Origin of the sequence: Fluviicoccus keumensis (assembly GCF_004217445.1) — a bacterium.
Taxonomy (GTDB): domain Bacteria; phylum Pseudomonadota; class Gammaproteobacteria; order Pseudomonadales; family Moraxellaceae; genus Fluviicoccus; species Fluviicoccus keumensis.
Window position 1 is genome coordinate 1 of the sequence record NZ_SHKX01000018.1, and the last position, 14,759, is coordinate 14,759.

18 protein-coding genes are annotated in these 14,759 nt (G+C 55.9%); 15 read left to right on the forward strand and 3 right to left on the reverse strand.

Translation table 11 applies throughout. The features are described 5' to 3' along the window. The first annotated feature begins 159 nt into the window (after positions 1–159). The 14 genes from EV700_RS16360 to hisC are packed head-to-tail and all read left to right on the forward strand — an operon-like array spanning position 160 to position 10,517. Positions 160–1,122, forward strand: coding sequence for a biotin--[acetyl-CoA-carboxylase] ligase (locus EV700_RS16360; RefSeq protein ID WP_130415823.1), 963 nt, complete (start codon positions 160–162; stop codon positions 1,120–1,122). After that, entirely contained in the window at positions 1,119–1,868 is a 750-nt protein-coding gene (locus EV700_RS16365) for a type III pantothenate kinase (protein ID WP_130415825.1), read from the forward strand. The genes EV700_RS16360 and EV700_RS16365 overlap by 4 nt, the downstream gene beginning before the upstream one ends. 17 nt (positions 1,869–1,885) lie before the next feature. Next, positions 1,886–2,554: an SPOR domain-containing protein gene (locus EV700_RS16370; RefSeq protein WP_165391531.1), complete on the forward strand. Its 669-nt coding sequence runs from the start codon at positions 1,886–1,888 to the stop codon at positions 2,552–2,554. Between the two features lie 21 nt (positions 2,555–2,575). After that, a complete protein-coding gene (locus tag EV700_RS16375; protein WP_130415829.1) occupies positions 2,576–3,388 on the forward strand; it encodes an ATP-binding cassette domain-containing protein in 813 nt (270 codons plus the stop codon). Further along, on the forward strand, positions 3,384–4,163 hold the full coding sequence (mlaE, locus tag EV700_RS16380) for a lipid asymmetry maintenance ABC transporter permease subunit MlaE (protein WP_423201221.1): 780 nt from the start codon (positions 3,384–3,386) through the stop codon (positions 4,161–4,163). The genes EV700_RS16375 and mlaE overlap by 5 nt, the downstream gene beginning before the upstream one ends. Further along, a complete protein-coding gene (gene mlaD, locus EV700_RS16385) occupies positions 4,163–4,663 on the forward strand; it encodes an outer membrane lipid asymmetry maintenance protein MlaD (protein WP_130415833.1) in 501 nt (166 codons plus the stop codon). Before mlaE ends, mlaD begins: the two co-directional genes overlap by 1 nt. An 11-nt stretch (positions 4,664–4,674) precedes the next feature. After that, positions 4,675–5,307 carry an MlaC/ttg2D family ABC transporter substrate-binding protein gene (locus EV700_RS16390; protein ID WP_130415835.1) on the forward strand — a complete coding sequence of 211 codons (633 nt, stop codon included), beginning with the start codon at positions 4,675–4,677 and terminating at the stop codon, positions 5,305–5,307. A 4-nt stretch (positions 5,308–5,311) separates the two neighbouring features. After that, positions 5,312–5,614, forward strand: coding sequence for an STAS domain-containing protein (locus tag EV700_RS16395; RefSeq protein ID WP_130415837.1), 303 nt, complete (start codon positions 5,312–5,314; stop codon positions 5,612–5,614). Positions 5,615–5,626: 12 nt separating this feature from the next. Then, positions 5,627–5,878, forward strand: a complete 252-nt coding sequence (locus EV700_RS16400; RefSeq protein WP_130415839.1) for a BolA family protein — start codon at positions 5,627–5,629, stop codon at positions 5,876–5,878. Positions 5,879–5,893: 15 nt separating this feature from the next. Next, positions 5,894–7,168: a UDP-N-acetylglucosamine 1-carboxyvinyltransferase gene (gene murA, locus EV700_RS16405; RefSeq protein WP_130415841.1), complete on the forward strand. Its 1,275-nt coding sequence runs from the start codon at positions 5,894–5,896 to the stop codon at positions 7,166–7,168. Beyond that, complete coding sequence (gene hisG, locus EV700_RS16410) at positions 7,168–7,809, forward strand: ATP phosphoribosyltransferase (RefSeq protein ID WP_130415843.1); 642 nt, start codon at positions 7,168–7,170, stop codon at positions 7,807–7,809. The genes murA and hisG overlap by 1 nt, the downstream gene beginning before the upstream one ends. 40 nt (positions 7,810–7,849) lie before the next feature. Next, complete coding sequence (gene hisD, locus EV700_RS16415; RefSeq protein ID WP_242610306.1) at positions 7,850–9,154, forward strand: histidinol dehydrogenase; 1,305 nt, start codon at positions 7,850–7,852, stop codon at positions 9,152–9,154. Between the two features lies 1 nt (position 9,155). Beyond that, a complete protein-coding gene (locus tag EV700_RS16420) occupies positions 9,156–9,404 on the forward strand; it encodes a hypothetical protein (protein WP_130415847.1) in 249 nt (82 codons plus the stop codon). Between the two features lie 42 nt (positions 9,405–9,446). After that, positions 9,447–10,517, forward strand: a complete 1,071-nt coding sequence (gene hisC, locus EV700_RS16425; protein WP_130415849.1) for a histidinol-phosphate transaminase — start codon at positions 9,447–9,449, stop codon at positions 10,515–10,517. Between the two features lie 45 nt (positions 10,518–10,562). On the opposite strand, the gene EV700_RS16430 is transcribed toward hisC, so the two are convergent. Then, positions 10,563–11,732 (reverse strand): trypsin-like peptidase domain-containing protein, encoded by a 1,170-nt coding sequence (locus EV700_RS16430; RefSeq protein WP_130415851.1) that lies wholly within the window; start codon positions 11,730–11,732, stop codon positions 10,563–10,565. Positions 11,733–11,816: 84 nt separating this feature from the next. Here EV700_RS16430 and EV700_RS16435 point away from each other — a divergent pair, with 84 nt between their 5' ends. Further along, a complete protein-coding gene (locus EV700_RS16435) occupies positions 11,817–12,575 on the forward strand; it encodes a Nif3-like dinuclear metal center hexameric protein (RefSeq protein ID WP_130415853.1) in 759 nt (252 codons plus the stop codon). 3 nt (positions 12,576–12,578) lie between these two features. Here EV700_RS16435 and rlmM read toward each other — a convergent pair whose 3' ends face one another. Then, positions 12,579–13,640, reverse strand: a complete 1,062-nt coding sequence (gene rlmM / locus EV700_RS16440) for a 23S rRNA (cytidine(2498)-2'-O)-methyltransferase RlmM (RefSeq protein WP_130415855.1) — start codon at positions 13,638–13,640, stop codon at positions 12,579–12,581. A 72-nt stretch (positions 13,641–13,712) separates the two neighbouring features. After that, entirely contained in the window at positions 13,713–14,756 is a 1,044-nt protein-coding gene (locus EV700_RS16445; protein ID WP_130415857.1) for a 1-aminocyclopropane-1-carboxylate deaminase/D-cysteine desulfhydrase, read from the reverse strand. Between the last annotated feature and the right edge of the window lie 3 nt (positions 14,757–14,759).

The window sequence follows — 14,759 nt, forward strand, 5'->3', positions numbered from 1 at the left end:
GATGGTAGTGTGGCATTCGCCATGTGAGAGTAGGTCATCGCCAGACACTTAACACCAAAACCCCCTTGCCGGAAACAGCAAGGGGGTTTTGCTTTGGGGGATAAGAAAATCCGCGGTATGCTAAGCGAATCAAGACGGTGGATAATCAATAGGTGAGTGATGAGGTTACTGCGATTATTGGCGGATGGGGCTCTCCATTCGGGGGTTGAATTGGCCGAGGCATTAGCGGTTAGCCGGATGACTGTTTCCAACAGAATTGCCGCATGGCGAGCGAAAGGCGTTGATATTGAGATAGTAACGGGCAAGGGATACAGACTGAGTCAACGGCTTGAGTTTCTTGAGATTGAACAAATAAAGAAAGAACTGGAAAAAGAATTTCCTGAAAGAAATATAGAACTGCAAGTGGCGGACATCGTTGAGTCAACAAACGATACAGCTATGACGCATGTGTCTCAAGCTTCAAGTCCTGTTATATGCCTTGCTGAATATCAAGAGTCTGGGAGAGGACGTCGAGGGCGAAAATGGGTATCCGCTCCTGCTGGCGGATTTATCGGTTCCTTTGGTTGGAAAATTAATGCGGGTGTCGGGGCTCTGCAGGGCTTAAGTCTGGCGGTGGGTGTGGTGGTGGTTCAGGCATTGGAATCACTGGGCTTTGAGGGGCTCGGGCTTAAATGGCCCAATGATATTGTTACTCATAAAGGAAAAGTCGGTGGAATATTGATAGAGTTGTCTGGTGAAATTAGCGGACCAAGCGTGGTGGTGGTTGGCATAGGGCTGAATATCTATATGCCTTTGGGGGTTCAGGATAATCCTGTTGACGCACTAATCCAAAGTGAGTCTGAGATTAAATGCGCATCAAGAAGCCAGATTACATTGGCTGTGCTCGTGGCAGTGGCAAAGCTGTTGGATAATTATGTAAATACTGGTTTTTCATTTTGGCGGCAAGCCTGGATGGACATGGATGCCTATGCGGGTAAAGAGGTTCGGCTGACGGGCTATAATGTACTCGTTCAAGGAAATGAAAGGGGGGTCGATCAAAATGGTGCGATCCTTATCGAGATGTCAGATGGTATTCATGCCTTCAGTGGTGGTGAAATATCATTGCGGCAGATAACATCATGAGTAATCAGATATTTTTTGACTTTGGCAATTCAAGGGTTAAGGCTTGGCTATGTCGCCATGGGGAAGTGCTGTCGCGATTTAATATTCCCCACCAGATGGCAATGGAAGAGCTGATCCCTGCTTTGCCGGCTGACTTCAAAAAGGCGGTTGATTTCATTGGGGTGGCTTCTGTCCTGGATGACGACAGTAATAATGCATTTGCAAGAGTCGCGTTTATGACTTGGGCTGTGAGTCCGCAATGGGCTAATAGCCAGAAAGAGTTTGCAGGTGTATATAACGGATATGCCGACCCCCGGCTACTGGGCGTGGATCGTTGGGTTAATGTCATCGCAGTTTCCGATCGCCCTTGTTGCTGTGTTGTTAGTTGCGGGACAGCCCTCGCCATTGATTTTGTTGCTGACAGGCGGCATTGCGGCGGCTTTATTCTACCTGGCTATACAATGCAGTTGAACGCATTGATCCATGGTACCAAACGTGTTCGTCCAGATGAAGGAAAGACAATAGAGTTGGCGCCGGGAGTGTCCACAACAGAAGCGGTTCATCGAGGTATCGTCATCGGCTTGGTGGGTGCGGTGGAGAAGGCTATTTCTGATTTCGAGAAGGCTGAGGGCCGGGCTTGTTCACTGGTTCTGACGGGCGGTGAGGCTGGAAAATTAGGGCCACACTTGTCTGTATCGCATGATATTATCCCTGAATTGCTTCTGGTGGGGCTCCAGCGCTACTTTGGTTGTGCAATGTCGACATAATGACAAGAGGTAAGGACATGCCGCTGCTTTTCGGACTACTGGTGATGCTCAATGCTGTTTTTCTGGCATGGCAGTTCTTTGAGAAACAAAACACATCCCAGTCTGTTGCTGTTCATGCCGAACTGTCGGGCAAGCGGCTGATGTTGTTGTCCGAACAGCCGGTCAGTGCGAACAAGGATGAGTCTGGCAGCGCCATGGTCACTGCGCCGAAGGTCTCACAAGATGCCGCAAGCTTTTGTTACCGTATTGGCCCGATTACGGGTAATGACATGCTGACGCAATTGCAGAATGCCTTGGTAAACAGTGGTTTCGAGGTTAAGGTCGAGTCCCTTTCCGACGATGTGGCGGGATACATCGTTTACATCCCGCCACTTTCATCCAAAGATAAAGCTGAAATGATGGCGCAGGAGTTGCTGGCCAAAGGGTATGAAGCCAAGGTCATGAATGACCCGCAATTTGCAACAGCTGTCATGCTGGGCAATTTCAACTCACAGCAGAAAGCGGATGCGCTCAAATCCAAACTACAGGATCAAGGGTATCAGGTGGAAACTCGCCAGACTCTGGATACGCGTCATGAGCAATGGCTAAAGGTGGATAGTGTTGGCAGTTCTGCCAAAACCCAGATCGACCGGATCATTTCGGGAACACCGCGTTTGAGACGCGAGCCCGCCTCATGCGAAACCTAAATCTTCACTAAGGCTTACAGCATGTCTGAAAATCCCAACCTTGTTGAGGTGAAGGGTCTGTCCTTTTCCCGTGGCGATCGGGTGATTTACGACAACGTTTCATTGAGCGTCGAACAGGGCAAAGTTACTGCCATCATGGGGCCTTCCGGCTGCGGAAAGACAACGTTATTGCGGTTTATTGGCGGTCAGATACGTCCTGACTCTGGTCAAGTCCTGCTAAATGGTCGTAATGTCCCCGATATGGGACGATCCGAGTTGTTCAGGGCCCGTGAAAAAATCGGTATGCTATTCCAGAGTGGTGCACTTTTCACGGATTTATCCGTATACGAGAATGTCGCTTTTCCACTCAGGGCGCATACTCGCCTGTCAGAACGTCTTATTCGCGAAATAGTGTTGATGAAACTGGAGGCAGTCGGACTTCGCGGCGCCATCGATCTGATGCCTGCTCAACTTTCTGGTGGCATGAATCGTCGGGCTGCACTGGCGCGTGCGATAGCTCTTGATCCGGAGCTGATCATGTACGATGAACCTTTCGCCGGACAGGATCCGATTGTTAAGGGTGTTTTGGTTAATCTGATCCGAACTTTGCGTGAAGCTCTGGGGCTGACCAGTATTATTGTTTCGCACGATGTGCCGGAAACACTGGATATTGCTGATTATATTTATATTGTGGCCAATCATCAGATTATCGGCGAGGGGACGCCTGAAGAGTTAAAGAATTCGGACTCGCCTTTCGTGTATCAGTTTCTGCATGGTCGCCATGACGGACCGGTCAGGTTTCATTATCCTGCCAAGGCATATAGCGAAGAGTTGTTTGGAGGCCGCCATGATTGAGTTCATTCGGCGGGTTGGAGCCAGAGCGCTGGACAGATTGGAGTCGATTGGCTCTGCGGGCGTGTTCTTGTGGCAAACATTGTTTGCCATTCCCAATATAACGACCGGATTTCCCCTGTTGCTTAAGCAATTGTATTCCGTAGGGGTGCTCTCACTTGCCATCATTGTGGTTTCAGGCTTGTTTATCGGTTTGGTGCTGGGCTTGCAAGGATTCAATATCCTCATTTCCTATGGCAGTGAGCAGGCGTTGGGATCGCTGGTGTCGCTTACCCTGATTCGTGAGTTGGGACCGGTTGTTACGGCGCTGCTTTTTGCCGGTCGCGCCGGCTCGGCGTTGACGGCGGAGATCGGACTGATGAAGGCCACGGAGCAATTGGCCAGCATGGAAATGATTGGTGTTGATCCGCTGCGCCGGATCATTTCCCCGCGTTGGTGGGCCGGTTTTATCAGTATGCCGATTCTGGCGGTCATTTTCTCATCGGTAGGGATTCTGGGGGGAATGATCGTGGGTGTGGAATGGCTGGGGATTGATGCCAACTCCTATTGGTCCAACATGCAGCGCTCTACCGACTTTATGGATGATGTCGTGAATGGGATTATCAAGAGTGTTGTTTTTGGCGCTGTGGTGACCTGGATTGCTGTTTTTCAGGGTTATGATTGCGAGCCGACCTCGGAAGGTATTTCGGTGGCAACTACTCGCACCGTCGTTTTTGGATCCCTGGCGGTGCTGGGGTTGGACTTTGTCCTGACCGCTGTCATGTTTGGAGGCTTTTGATGCGTACCCGTACCCTTGAGTTGGCGGTTGGGGCTTTTATTGTTGCCGGCGTTGCCGCCTTGTTTTTCCTTGCAATCAAGGTGAGTGGCCTGAGCGATGAAACCGGTAAACCCAGTTATAAAGTTTACGCCCATTTTCAGAATATCGGCGGTTTGACACTGCGGGCCAAAGTAACCATGGCCGGAGTCAATATCGGCCGGGTGACAGCCATCGAGCTGGATCGCAAGCGATTGAATGCCCGCGTAACGCTGGAGATCAACAAGGAGGTGAATGAAATCAGCACCGATGCGGTCGCCAGCATTCTGACAGCGGGGCTGTTGGGTGAGAAATACATCGGCATTGTTCCCGGTGCCGATGACACATTTATCAAGGAAGGTGACGAAATCGAACAGACACAGTCCTCATTGGTGCTGGAAGATCTGATTGGCAAGTTCCTGTTCAATAAGGCGACGGAGCAAAAGCCTGCCGAGACGCCGAAGAGCGGGAAAGACGATTTCTAGTGAGGTGTGTGATGAAACAGTTCAGAAGCGCGATGTTTTTCTTTATGGCGGCCGTCATGTTGTTGGTGGGGCAGTCGGCCATGGCAGCTGAAAACCCGCGGGATATGCTGCAAAAAGCAGGCAATGCTTTGCTTGATCGTCTGGTCAAGGACAAAGCGGCGTACAAGCGCGACCCTCAGGTTCTCTACGACATTGTCGAGAAAAATATTGAGCCGTATGTTGATTTTGAAGGCTTTGCCAAAGGCGTCATGGGGCAATACTACCGCCAGGCGTCCGATGCCCAGCGCGCCCAGTTCACGACGACCTTTCGCAAGAGCCTGATTCGTACCTACGCGAATGGCATGGCCGCCTACGATAACCAGAAAATTGTATTCAAGCCTTATGCGCCCGGTGATGACCCCAAGAAGGCGCAGGTGGATATGGATATCATGACGGCCAGCAATGGTGCGGTGCCGGTGACCTATCAGCTGGTGCTGAATGCGAAGGATGAATGGAAGGTCAAAAATGTTATCATTAACGGCATGAACCTTGGGTTGACCTTCCGCAACCAGTTTGCTTCAACGGTTGAGTCCAGTCGAGGCAATCTGGATAAGGCCATTGTTGATTTCATCCCTGCGGCAGAGGCTGTCAAAAAAGGGCAGTGATTGCATGAGTGCACAAGTCAGGTTGCAGGATGGACGCCTCCGGTTGGGAGGCGTTATCCATTTTGAGAATGCAGACGCCATTTGCAAGGAAGGCTTGACCTTGATCAGTCAGGCCAGCAGTGACATCGTGGTGGATCTGCGCGAGTTGGAAAGCGGCGGCACGGTAGATGTTGCCATCCTGATGCAATGGCTGCGAGCCGCGATCGAGGCTCGTAAGCAATTACGCTTTGATCATGCTTCCGCAAAGCTCAAGGCGATCATACGGGTCAGCGGCCTGAGTGATGTCTTGACCCAAGTAAACCAGTAACGGATACCCGATATGAATCCCGATGCAATTCGCGCCCTGTTGGTTGCGGCGTTCCCTGACGCACAGGAAATCCAGGTTACCGGTGATTCCGGCAAGTTTCAGGTCATTGTGGTCAGCGAGATGTTTGTCGGTATGCGTCCCGTCGCCAAGCAGCAAAAAATCTATGCTCCCCTGAATGAGCACATTGCAAGCGGGGCAATTCATGCGGTTTCCATGCAGACACTGACGCCTGAGGAATGGCGAAAGATGCGCCTTTTCGGCTGATCAGGAGAAGTCTCGATGGATAAGTTGCTCATTCTTGGCGGAAACCGCCTGGAAGGCGAGGTCCGGATCTCCGGCGCCAAGAACTCGGCATTGCCTTTGCTGGCTGGCACTCTGCTGGCGACAACCCCGATAACGCTGTCGAATGTCCCGCATCTGCAGGATGTCACAACCTTGATCCAGTTGCTGGGGCGCATGGGCGTGACAGTCAGCATCAATGAAAAGTGCGATGTCGAGGTGAATGCCAATACCTTGGCCAGTCCGATTGCTCCCTATGAGCTGGTCAAGACCATGCGGGCATCCATTTTTGTTCTGGGTCCGCTGCTGGCACGCTTTGGCGAGGCCCAGGTTTCCCTTCCCGGTGGCTGCGCCATCGGTTCCCGCCCGGTTGACCAGCACCTGAAAGGTTTAGCTGCCCTGGGGGCGGAAATCGTGGTGGAGAAGGGCTACGTGCATGCCAAGCGGAATGGACGGCTGAAGGGGGCGCGCTTTGTCTTTGACATGGTGACCGTCGGCGGAACCGAAAATGTGATGATGGCGGCGGCATTGGCTGAAGGCCGCACCGTCCTTGAGAATGCCGCCCGTGAGCCTGAGATCGTTGATCTGGCCAACATGCTGATCGCGATGGGCGCCAAGATTGAAGGGGCGGGCACCGATACGCTGGTTATTGACGGAGTGGAAAGCCTGAAAGGCTGCCACTACAGCGTATGTCCCGATCGCATCGAAACCGGTTCGTATCTGGCGGCTGCGGCCGTGACCGGCGGTTGCGTGCGGGCAACACATACCGACCCCAAACCTCTCGATGCCGTGTTGCAGAAGTTTGTCGAAATGGGCGGCAAGGTGCAGACCGGTTCGGACTGGATTGAACTTGATATGCAGGGGCGTCGCCCGCAATCCGTCAGCTTCCGCACGGCGCCCCATCCCGGCTTCCCGACGGATATGCAGGCGCAATTCATGGCGATTCTGGCGGTAGCGGAAGGTACTGGCACCATCACCGAAACAATCTTCGAGAACCGCTTCATGCACGTCCCGGAATTGAATCGCATGGGGGCGAATATCCAGGTGGATGGTCACCTGGCGGTTGTGCGCGGGATTGAACGGCTGTCCGGAGCGCCGGTGATGGCAACTGATCTTCGTGCGTCCATGTCCCTGGTGTTGGCGGCCCTGGCGGCGGAGGGGGAGACGCTGATCGACCGGATTTATCATATCGATCGCGGTTATGAGCGCGTGGAAGAAAAACTGGCGCTGCTGGGCGCGAAGATTCGTCGAATTTCCAATCGTGGTGCTAACTGATGTCGCGACTGACCATAGCCCTTTCCAAGGGCCGTATTCTCAAGGACACCCTGCCGCTATTGCGTGAGGCCGGGATCGAGCTGCTTGAGGACCCTGAAAAAAGCCGCAAGCTGATTTTCCCCACGACGCATCCGGAAGTACAAATAGTCATTATCCGTGCGACGGATGTCCCAACCTATGTCGAGAACGGCGCTGCCGATCTGGGCGTCGCAGGAAAGGATGTTTTGATGGAGCACGGCGCTGCCGGCGTGTATGAACCGTTGGATCTGGATATCGCCAAGTGCCGCCTGATGGTGGCCGGGCCTATACATGCCCCGCGTGTCGATGGCCGGTTACGCGTGGCCACCAAGTTTGTGAACCTCACGCGGCAGTTTTATGCCGCCAAGGGTGAACAAGTTGAAGTGATCAAGCTCTACGGTTCAATGGAGCTTGCGCCCCTGATGGGGCTGGCGGATCGGATCGTGGATGTGGTGGATACCGGCAAGACCCTGAAAGAGAACGGTCTGGAACCGATGGAGCTGATTGCGCATGTGTCCTCCCGGTTGATCGTGAACAAGGCCAGCTTCAAGCGCAAGGCCGATCTCGTGCAACCCCTGATCCAGCAGTTGTCTGACGCCGTTTCGCGCAAGCGCGTGTCCTGACTTTCCGATTGACCCCCGTTAATACAGGTTTGTCGTCATGATCATTCGCCGTCTTGAGTCGGCCTCGTCCGATTTTCGATCTGCCCTGGATGCCTTGCTGGCTTGGGAAGCAGTCAGTGACGCCTCTCTGCAACAGACTGTGGATGAGATTATCCGGCGAGTCCGTACAGACGGGGATGAGGCACTGCTGGCATATTCGGTACGTTTTGACCGGCTTTCCGCTACATCCATCCGCGATTTGGTTCTGTCTCCCGAGCAGTTGGAAGCCGCGTATGATGGCCTCCCCGCCGCGGAAAAGAATGCTCTGAATGTCGCGGTGGATCGTATCCGTCGTTATCACGAACACCAGAAGGCTTCATCCTGGCAATACGAAGAGGCTGACGGGACACGCCTGGGGCAACAGGTGACGCCGCTGGATCGCGTTGGCATCTATGTGCCGGGCGGCAAGGCCAGTTATCCTTCCTCGGTGCTGATGAACGCCATTCCGGCCCGCGTGGCGGGTGTAGCCGAAATCATCATGTGTGTTCCGACTCCGGGTGGAGAAACCAATAATCTGGTATTGGCTGCCGCCTGGTTGGCCGGAGTTACTCATGTGTTTACCGTGGGCGGCGCTCAAGCCGTGGCAGCCATGGCATATGGCACAGCCAGCGTTCCGCGCGTGGACAAGATTGTCGGACCCGGGAACAGCTTTGTCGCAACCGCCAAGCGCCAGGTATTTGGCCAGGTCGGTATCGACATGATCGCCGGTCCCTCGGAGATACTGGTCTACTGCGATGGCAAGACGCCCGCAGACTGGATCGCCATGGATCTGTTCTCACAAGCCGAGCACGATGAAATGGCGCAGTCCATCCTGATCAGTGAGGATGCCTCGTTTCTCGATGCCGTAGAGGCTTCGCTGACAAAATTGCTGCCGACCCTGGAGCGTGAGGTAATTGCCCGTACGTCTCTGGCCGGGCGCGGTGCGCTGATCCATGTCCAAAATCGGGAGGAGGCGCTGGACCTGATCAATCATATCGCTCCCGAGCATCTGGAGCTGTCCGTGGAGGATCCCGCCGCCTTGTTGCCAAGAATTCGTCATGCGGGGGCGATCTTCATGGGACGGTTCACCCCGGAAGCGCTTGGTGATTACTGCGCCGGGCCCAATCACGTGCTGCCAACCTCAGGTACGGCGCGTTTCTCATCGCCCTTGGGGGTTTATGATTTCCAGAAGCGTTCCAGCCTGATTTATTGCTCGGCTTCCGGCGCCAGCGAGCTGGCCAAGGTCGCCTCCGTGCTGGCCCGGGGCGAAAGCCTGACCGCCCATGCCCGCTCGGCGGAATACCGTATTCTGGATCGGGAGGCCTGACATGTCGCTTGCTGACCGTTTTGTTGCCTTTGCCGAAGCCGGAAACCAGCAAAGACTGGTGCTGCAGAGCGGTGCAGTCCTGCAGGGCTGGATTATGGAGATAACGGAAGATTCGCTGCTGATCAGTACCGGAGCCGGTGAAACAGGCAAGGATAACTGGGTTCAGCTGAGCGAGATTGACCTGTCATCCCTGGCCTATTGGGACACGCGCCTACAGTCCTGGCAGAGCTTTACCCTGCCCCCGGGCTGATTCTTATTCCCGCACTTCCTCCCTCTCCCGGAGTGTCTGTTCATGTCTGAACTGCTTACCTTGATTCGCCCCGAAATTCGCCAATTGAGCGCCTATCATGTGGCGGATGCCGCCGGCATGATCAAGCTGGACGCCATGGAGAACCCCTATGTTTGGGATGAGGGGTTGCGCGCGGCCTGGCTTGAGCATTTGAAGACCGTCAACCTGAACCGCTATCCGCACCCGCACGCACCCGCCGTCAAGGCCGGATTGCGTGCGGTGATGGATATTCCTCCCGAAATGGAGGTAATGCTGGGTAACGGCTCGGACGAAATCCTGCAAATCCTGCTGATGGCGCTGGCCTTGCCTGGCGCAACCGTGTTGGCGGTGGAACCCTGTTTCGTCATGTACCGGTTTATTGCCAAATTCGCCGGCATGGAATATGTCGGAGTTCCGTTGAATGAGGATTTCAGCCTGCATCGCGAGGCGATTCTCGCGGCGATTGCCGTGCATCGCCCGGCCGTGATTTTCCTGGCGGAGCCGAATAACCCGACGGGCAACAAGTATGACCGCGAAACAGTCTGCGCCATTATCGAAGCCGCTCCGGGATTTGTGGTGATGGATGAAGCATATCTGCCCTTCACGGATGGGGACGCCATGGACCTGCTTCGCCAGTACCCTAATGTATTGGTGATGCGGACCTTATCCAAGGTCGGCTTGGCCGGGTTGCGTCTGGGGTTGCTGGTGGGGCGTCCGGATGTGCTGGGGGAGCTCGAAAAGATACGATTGCCTTACAACATCAATATTCTCAGTCAGGCTAGCGCAGAATTCGCCCTGGCTCACTACAGCGTGTTTGAGGCGCAGGCAAAACATATCCGCGCCGAGCGTTCACGGCTTTTTGAGGGGCTGTCACGGCAACCGTCGTGGACAGTCTATCCTTCCGAGGCCAACTTCCTGCTGGCCCGCGTACCTGCCGGCCGCGCCCGGGCGATTTTTGAGGGGCTGAAAGCCAAGGGAATCCTGATCAAGATTCTGGATGGCGCGCACCCGCTGCTGGCGGATTGCCTGCGCTTTACGGTCGGTTTGCCCGAGGAGAATGATGCGGTCCTGGCCGCGCTCCAGGGCTTGCGCTGAACAAGGCAGGCTCCGGCGAGTGACGCACCGCCGGAGCCGCAGACGTCACTCTTCGGGTTGGCTTTCCGCTTTCGGGCGCTTGCCAACCTTGACGGCCAGTTCAACCTCACGGTTGTTACGTTTCACCAGTATTTTCACGCGTGTATCCGGCTTGATGGTGCCGATTCGGTTGATAAGCTGACTGGCCTCGTTCACCGTCTGTCCATCAACGCTCAGGATGATATCACCCGGTTCAATACCTCCTTCCGCGGCCGGGCCGCCGCGCACCACGCCCGCAATCTCCACTCCCTCCGGGGTTTTGTTGTTCAGACTGCCGTCGGCATTGAAATTGCCATCGCTTTGCTTGACTTCCACCCCCAGCCAGCCGCGCACCACTTGGCCATGCTGGATGATTTCCAGCATGACCTGCTGTGCCAGCTTGGCGGGAATGGCGAACCCGATGCCCATGGAGCCGCCCGAGCGAGAGTAAATGGCGGAGTTGATGCCAACAAGATTGCCCGCCACATCAATCAGTGCGCCGCCGGAGTTTCCCGGGTTAATGGCGGCATCCGTCTGGATGAAGTCTTCATAGGTGTTGATGCCAAGGCCATTGCGACCCAGGGCGGAAATGATGCCTTGTGTAACCGTTTGGCCAACGCCAAAGGGGTTGCCGATGGCCAACACAACATCACCGACCTGATTGGGTGAGCTTTTGAACGGCAGCGTGGGCAGATTGTCCAGATCGATGCGGATGACGGCCAAGTCACTATCAGGATCGGTGCCGATAACCTTGGCCTTGGCCTTGCGGCCGTCCTGTAGCGCCACAATAATCTGGCTGGCCTGATTAACGACGTGGTTGTTGGTCAGGATGTAGCCGTCTTTCGAGACAATCACGCCGGAGCCGAGCCCGGCGCGGGCTTCGGAGGGCTCATCGCCGCCGCCGCGATTTTCAAAGAATCGTTTGAAGAAAGGGTCATCCATGAAGGGATGGCGTTGCTGCCGGACGGTTTCGGTCGTGTAAATATTGACGACGGCGGGAGCGGCGATCTTGACCGTATCCGCGTAGGAGGCGATGACGCCTTGTGCATTGCCCTGAATGGCGACCGGACGCTCCTGACTGAGTGATATCTGGGCCGGCGGCGTGTCCTTTTCGGTTTTGTCTTTGGGTTGGCAGCCAGCCAGGGCAATGACCAGGGCCGTTCCGGTGAAAATGATGCGGGTGCGGTGCGTATTCATGACACGAGTCCTGTCGGCGGTTAGCTGAGTGAATTATATTTAGGGCCAGCTCCCGCCTTTGCAATGCTTCTATCAGGAAATCGTATGGCAACGTTAACGCAAGTAATCAATCTGTTACAGGAGACGCTCAAGCCCGGGTTGTTTCAGGATTATTGCCCCAACGGATTGCAGGTGGCGGGCCGCGAAGAGGTGCGGTTGGTCGTCTCAGGGGTGACGGCATGCCAGTCGCTGATTGATGAGGCAATTGCCTTGGATGCGGATGCGATTCTGGTGCATCACGGTTATTTCTGGAAAGGGGAGAATCCATGCATCACCGGCATGAAGAAAAGCCGGTTGAAAGCCCTGTTGGCGCATGACCTGTCGTTGCTGGCTTATCATCTGCCTTTGGATGCGCACCCGGAACTGGGCAATAACGCCCAGTTGGCGGCCAGATTGGGGTTACCCCTGACCGGGCCGCTGTTTCCGGATAACCCGCGCCAGGTGGGTAATATTGCCGATCTCGCCGAGCCCCTGACCGGAGACGATCTGGCCGAACGGCTGTGTCGGGTGTTGGGACAGCAGCCGCTGTGGGTCTCTGGAGGGGCGGGACTGATCCGGCGCATCGGCTTTTGCACCGGCGGCGCGCAGGGCTATATCGAACAGGCGGTTTTGATGGGGTGCGATGCTTACATCAGCGGCGAGATTTCCGAGCCGACGGTGCATACCGCTCGCGAAATGGGGGTGCACTATTTTGCCGCAGGTCATCACGCCACCGAGCGCTATGGCGTACATGCAGTCGGGGCGATGTTGGCTGAAAAGCTGGGGATCAAGCACCGTTTCATTGATATTCCGAACCCGGTCTGAAGGCTATGCAGGCCCTGTTTCACGGATCAGATAGGCGGTGACTTCTTCCCGGTCGTGATACAGCTGCTTGATCTGCAAGCGATATTTCACCTGCTTTTGCCTCAGGAGGTCATCCATGACCTCCTGGCAGTGCAGCAGCTCTTCGAAACGCTTCTTCATGGGCAATTTAAGGTTGAAGATGGCGCGCTGCGCATCGCCGTCGGCAATCCAGCCGGCAATGGTATGCGCGACCTTGGCCGGACTTTCAATCATGTCGCACACCAGCCAGGTCACCTTGCGGGGAGGGCGGTAGTGAAACCCGTCAACCTTTAAGTGTTCCACCTGGCCGCTTTGCATCAGGTTCCTGTCCATGGGACCGTTGTCAATGGCGGTAACTTGCAGCCCCCGCTTGACCAACTGGTACGTCCAGCCGCCCGGGGCCGCGCCCAGGTCGACGGCGGTCAGGCCCTCGCGAAGCCATTCATGGCGTTCGCTTTCGCTCAGGAATGTCAGAAAGGCCTCTTCCAGCTTGAGTGTGGAGCGGCTGGGGGCTTCCCGGGGGAATTTCAGGCGCGGGATACCCTGAGGCCAGGGAGAAGCATTTTCGGGGGTGCTGTAGCCCAGGTAGACCGTTGCCGAGTCCAGGAAAAAAAGGTGGAGGGTGCGCGTTGCCTTCTTGCGCAGAATGCCGCGCTTGTCGAGGACGGATTTCAAGGTATTGCCGAAGGCTTTGAAGAAGCCGCTCAGGGAGTTGCCTTCATTGGTGTCCGGGCTCTCCAGCACCAGATCGCGAAAGGTTTGTCCGGCCAGCCGGGCGACCAGCGGAGTGATCCGGTCTTGCGGATCCAGAGCCAGTGCTTCGCTTTCCGGCAGGATGACTAATTGCCGGGCGAAGACCAAATCGTCCCAGCGTGGCGCATAGGGGCCGGTTTCGGGCAGATCCTCGCCACAGAACACCACGTAAGCGCTATCGCTCTTTCCCTTGGCATAGCCGTTCCAGCCATGCCGCTCGGCATGATGCTGCAGTTCAGCCGCCGCTTCTTTTTCAAAGCCGGGGCGACAGTAAATCAGGTAAGCGTTGGCCATGTGCCGGAGTCCGAGCGGGAAAGGCGCTAATGATTGCTGGCTTTCCGGTTTGCCGCAAGGGTGCGGCGGCGTTTAGGCATCCAGCAGGCGAGCCAGCGGAGGACTCAGGGGATAGCGGACGGCCGCGGTCGGCAGGTTGCCTGCGGGGCGCGAATTGAACGTGTTCCAGAAAAGCACCGGGCCTGCGGAGTTACGCATCCGGTCGATAAAACACGCGGCGGCTTTGCCGCTGTATGTCTGCTCCAGTTTGATGCCGTGCTGTTCTGCAAACAACCCGATAGCGCTCAGGGCCTCGGGGGTGGACTCGCCATAGCCGGGGCCATAGTAGTCGTCAAGCAGGATGGGGCGTGGAGCGGGGAATGACAGCCCGCCGTGAATATGCCGGTTCAGGAAAGCGTGCGCCGTGCGAATCTGGCTGAAAACCGTTGCAGGGGTACAGGCGGGGATTAGGCCGAGATGGGAAGGAGCTACCCGCACGCCAATGACGGCAGTCTTCAGCCCGGCCAGACGGCAACCAAGCGTCAAACCCGCCAATGTTGAACTTGAGCCGACCGGAACTACGATTTCCACGGGTTCAGGAAGAACACCATCGTCAATTTGCGCTTTCAGTTCGAAAGCGGCGTTGACGTAGGCAAACGTGGCGGCCGGATTGGCGCAGCCCGCAAACAGGAAGTAACGGCCGCGTTGCAGGCGCAAGGGGTGCAGGTAATAGCGCAGGGCTGTCTGGAACAGGCTGCCGCAGTAATCGAGCCGGGCGCCCAGTTGCTGCATGGCTTGCAGGTTGGCCCGCACCGTGGCGCTAACCGGCTGATCGAACAGGAGCACCCGACAGGGAATGCCTTCCTGCTGGCAGGCGAGAGCGGTGGCCAGCCCGGCATTGGTGCCGGTTGCGCCAAACGTAATGACCTCGCGAACCTGTTGTTGCCGCCATTCGCCAATGATGAATTCCAGCTTGCGGATCTTGTTTCCGCCATACACAGGATGGGTCAGATCATCGCGCTTGATCCAGCCCCGCCCATCGTTGCCAAGCGCGGCAACGGGTGTGGGCAGGTCGGCGAACTCGGCGCAGGGCAGGACATCCGTCAGGGACGGGTAACGGGCGAACAGCGGACGCATGGG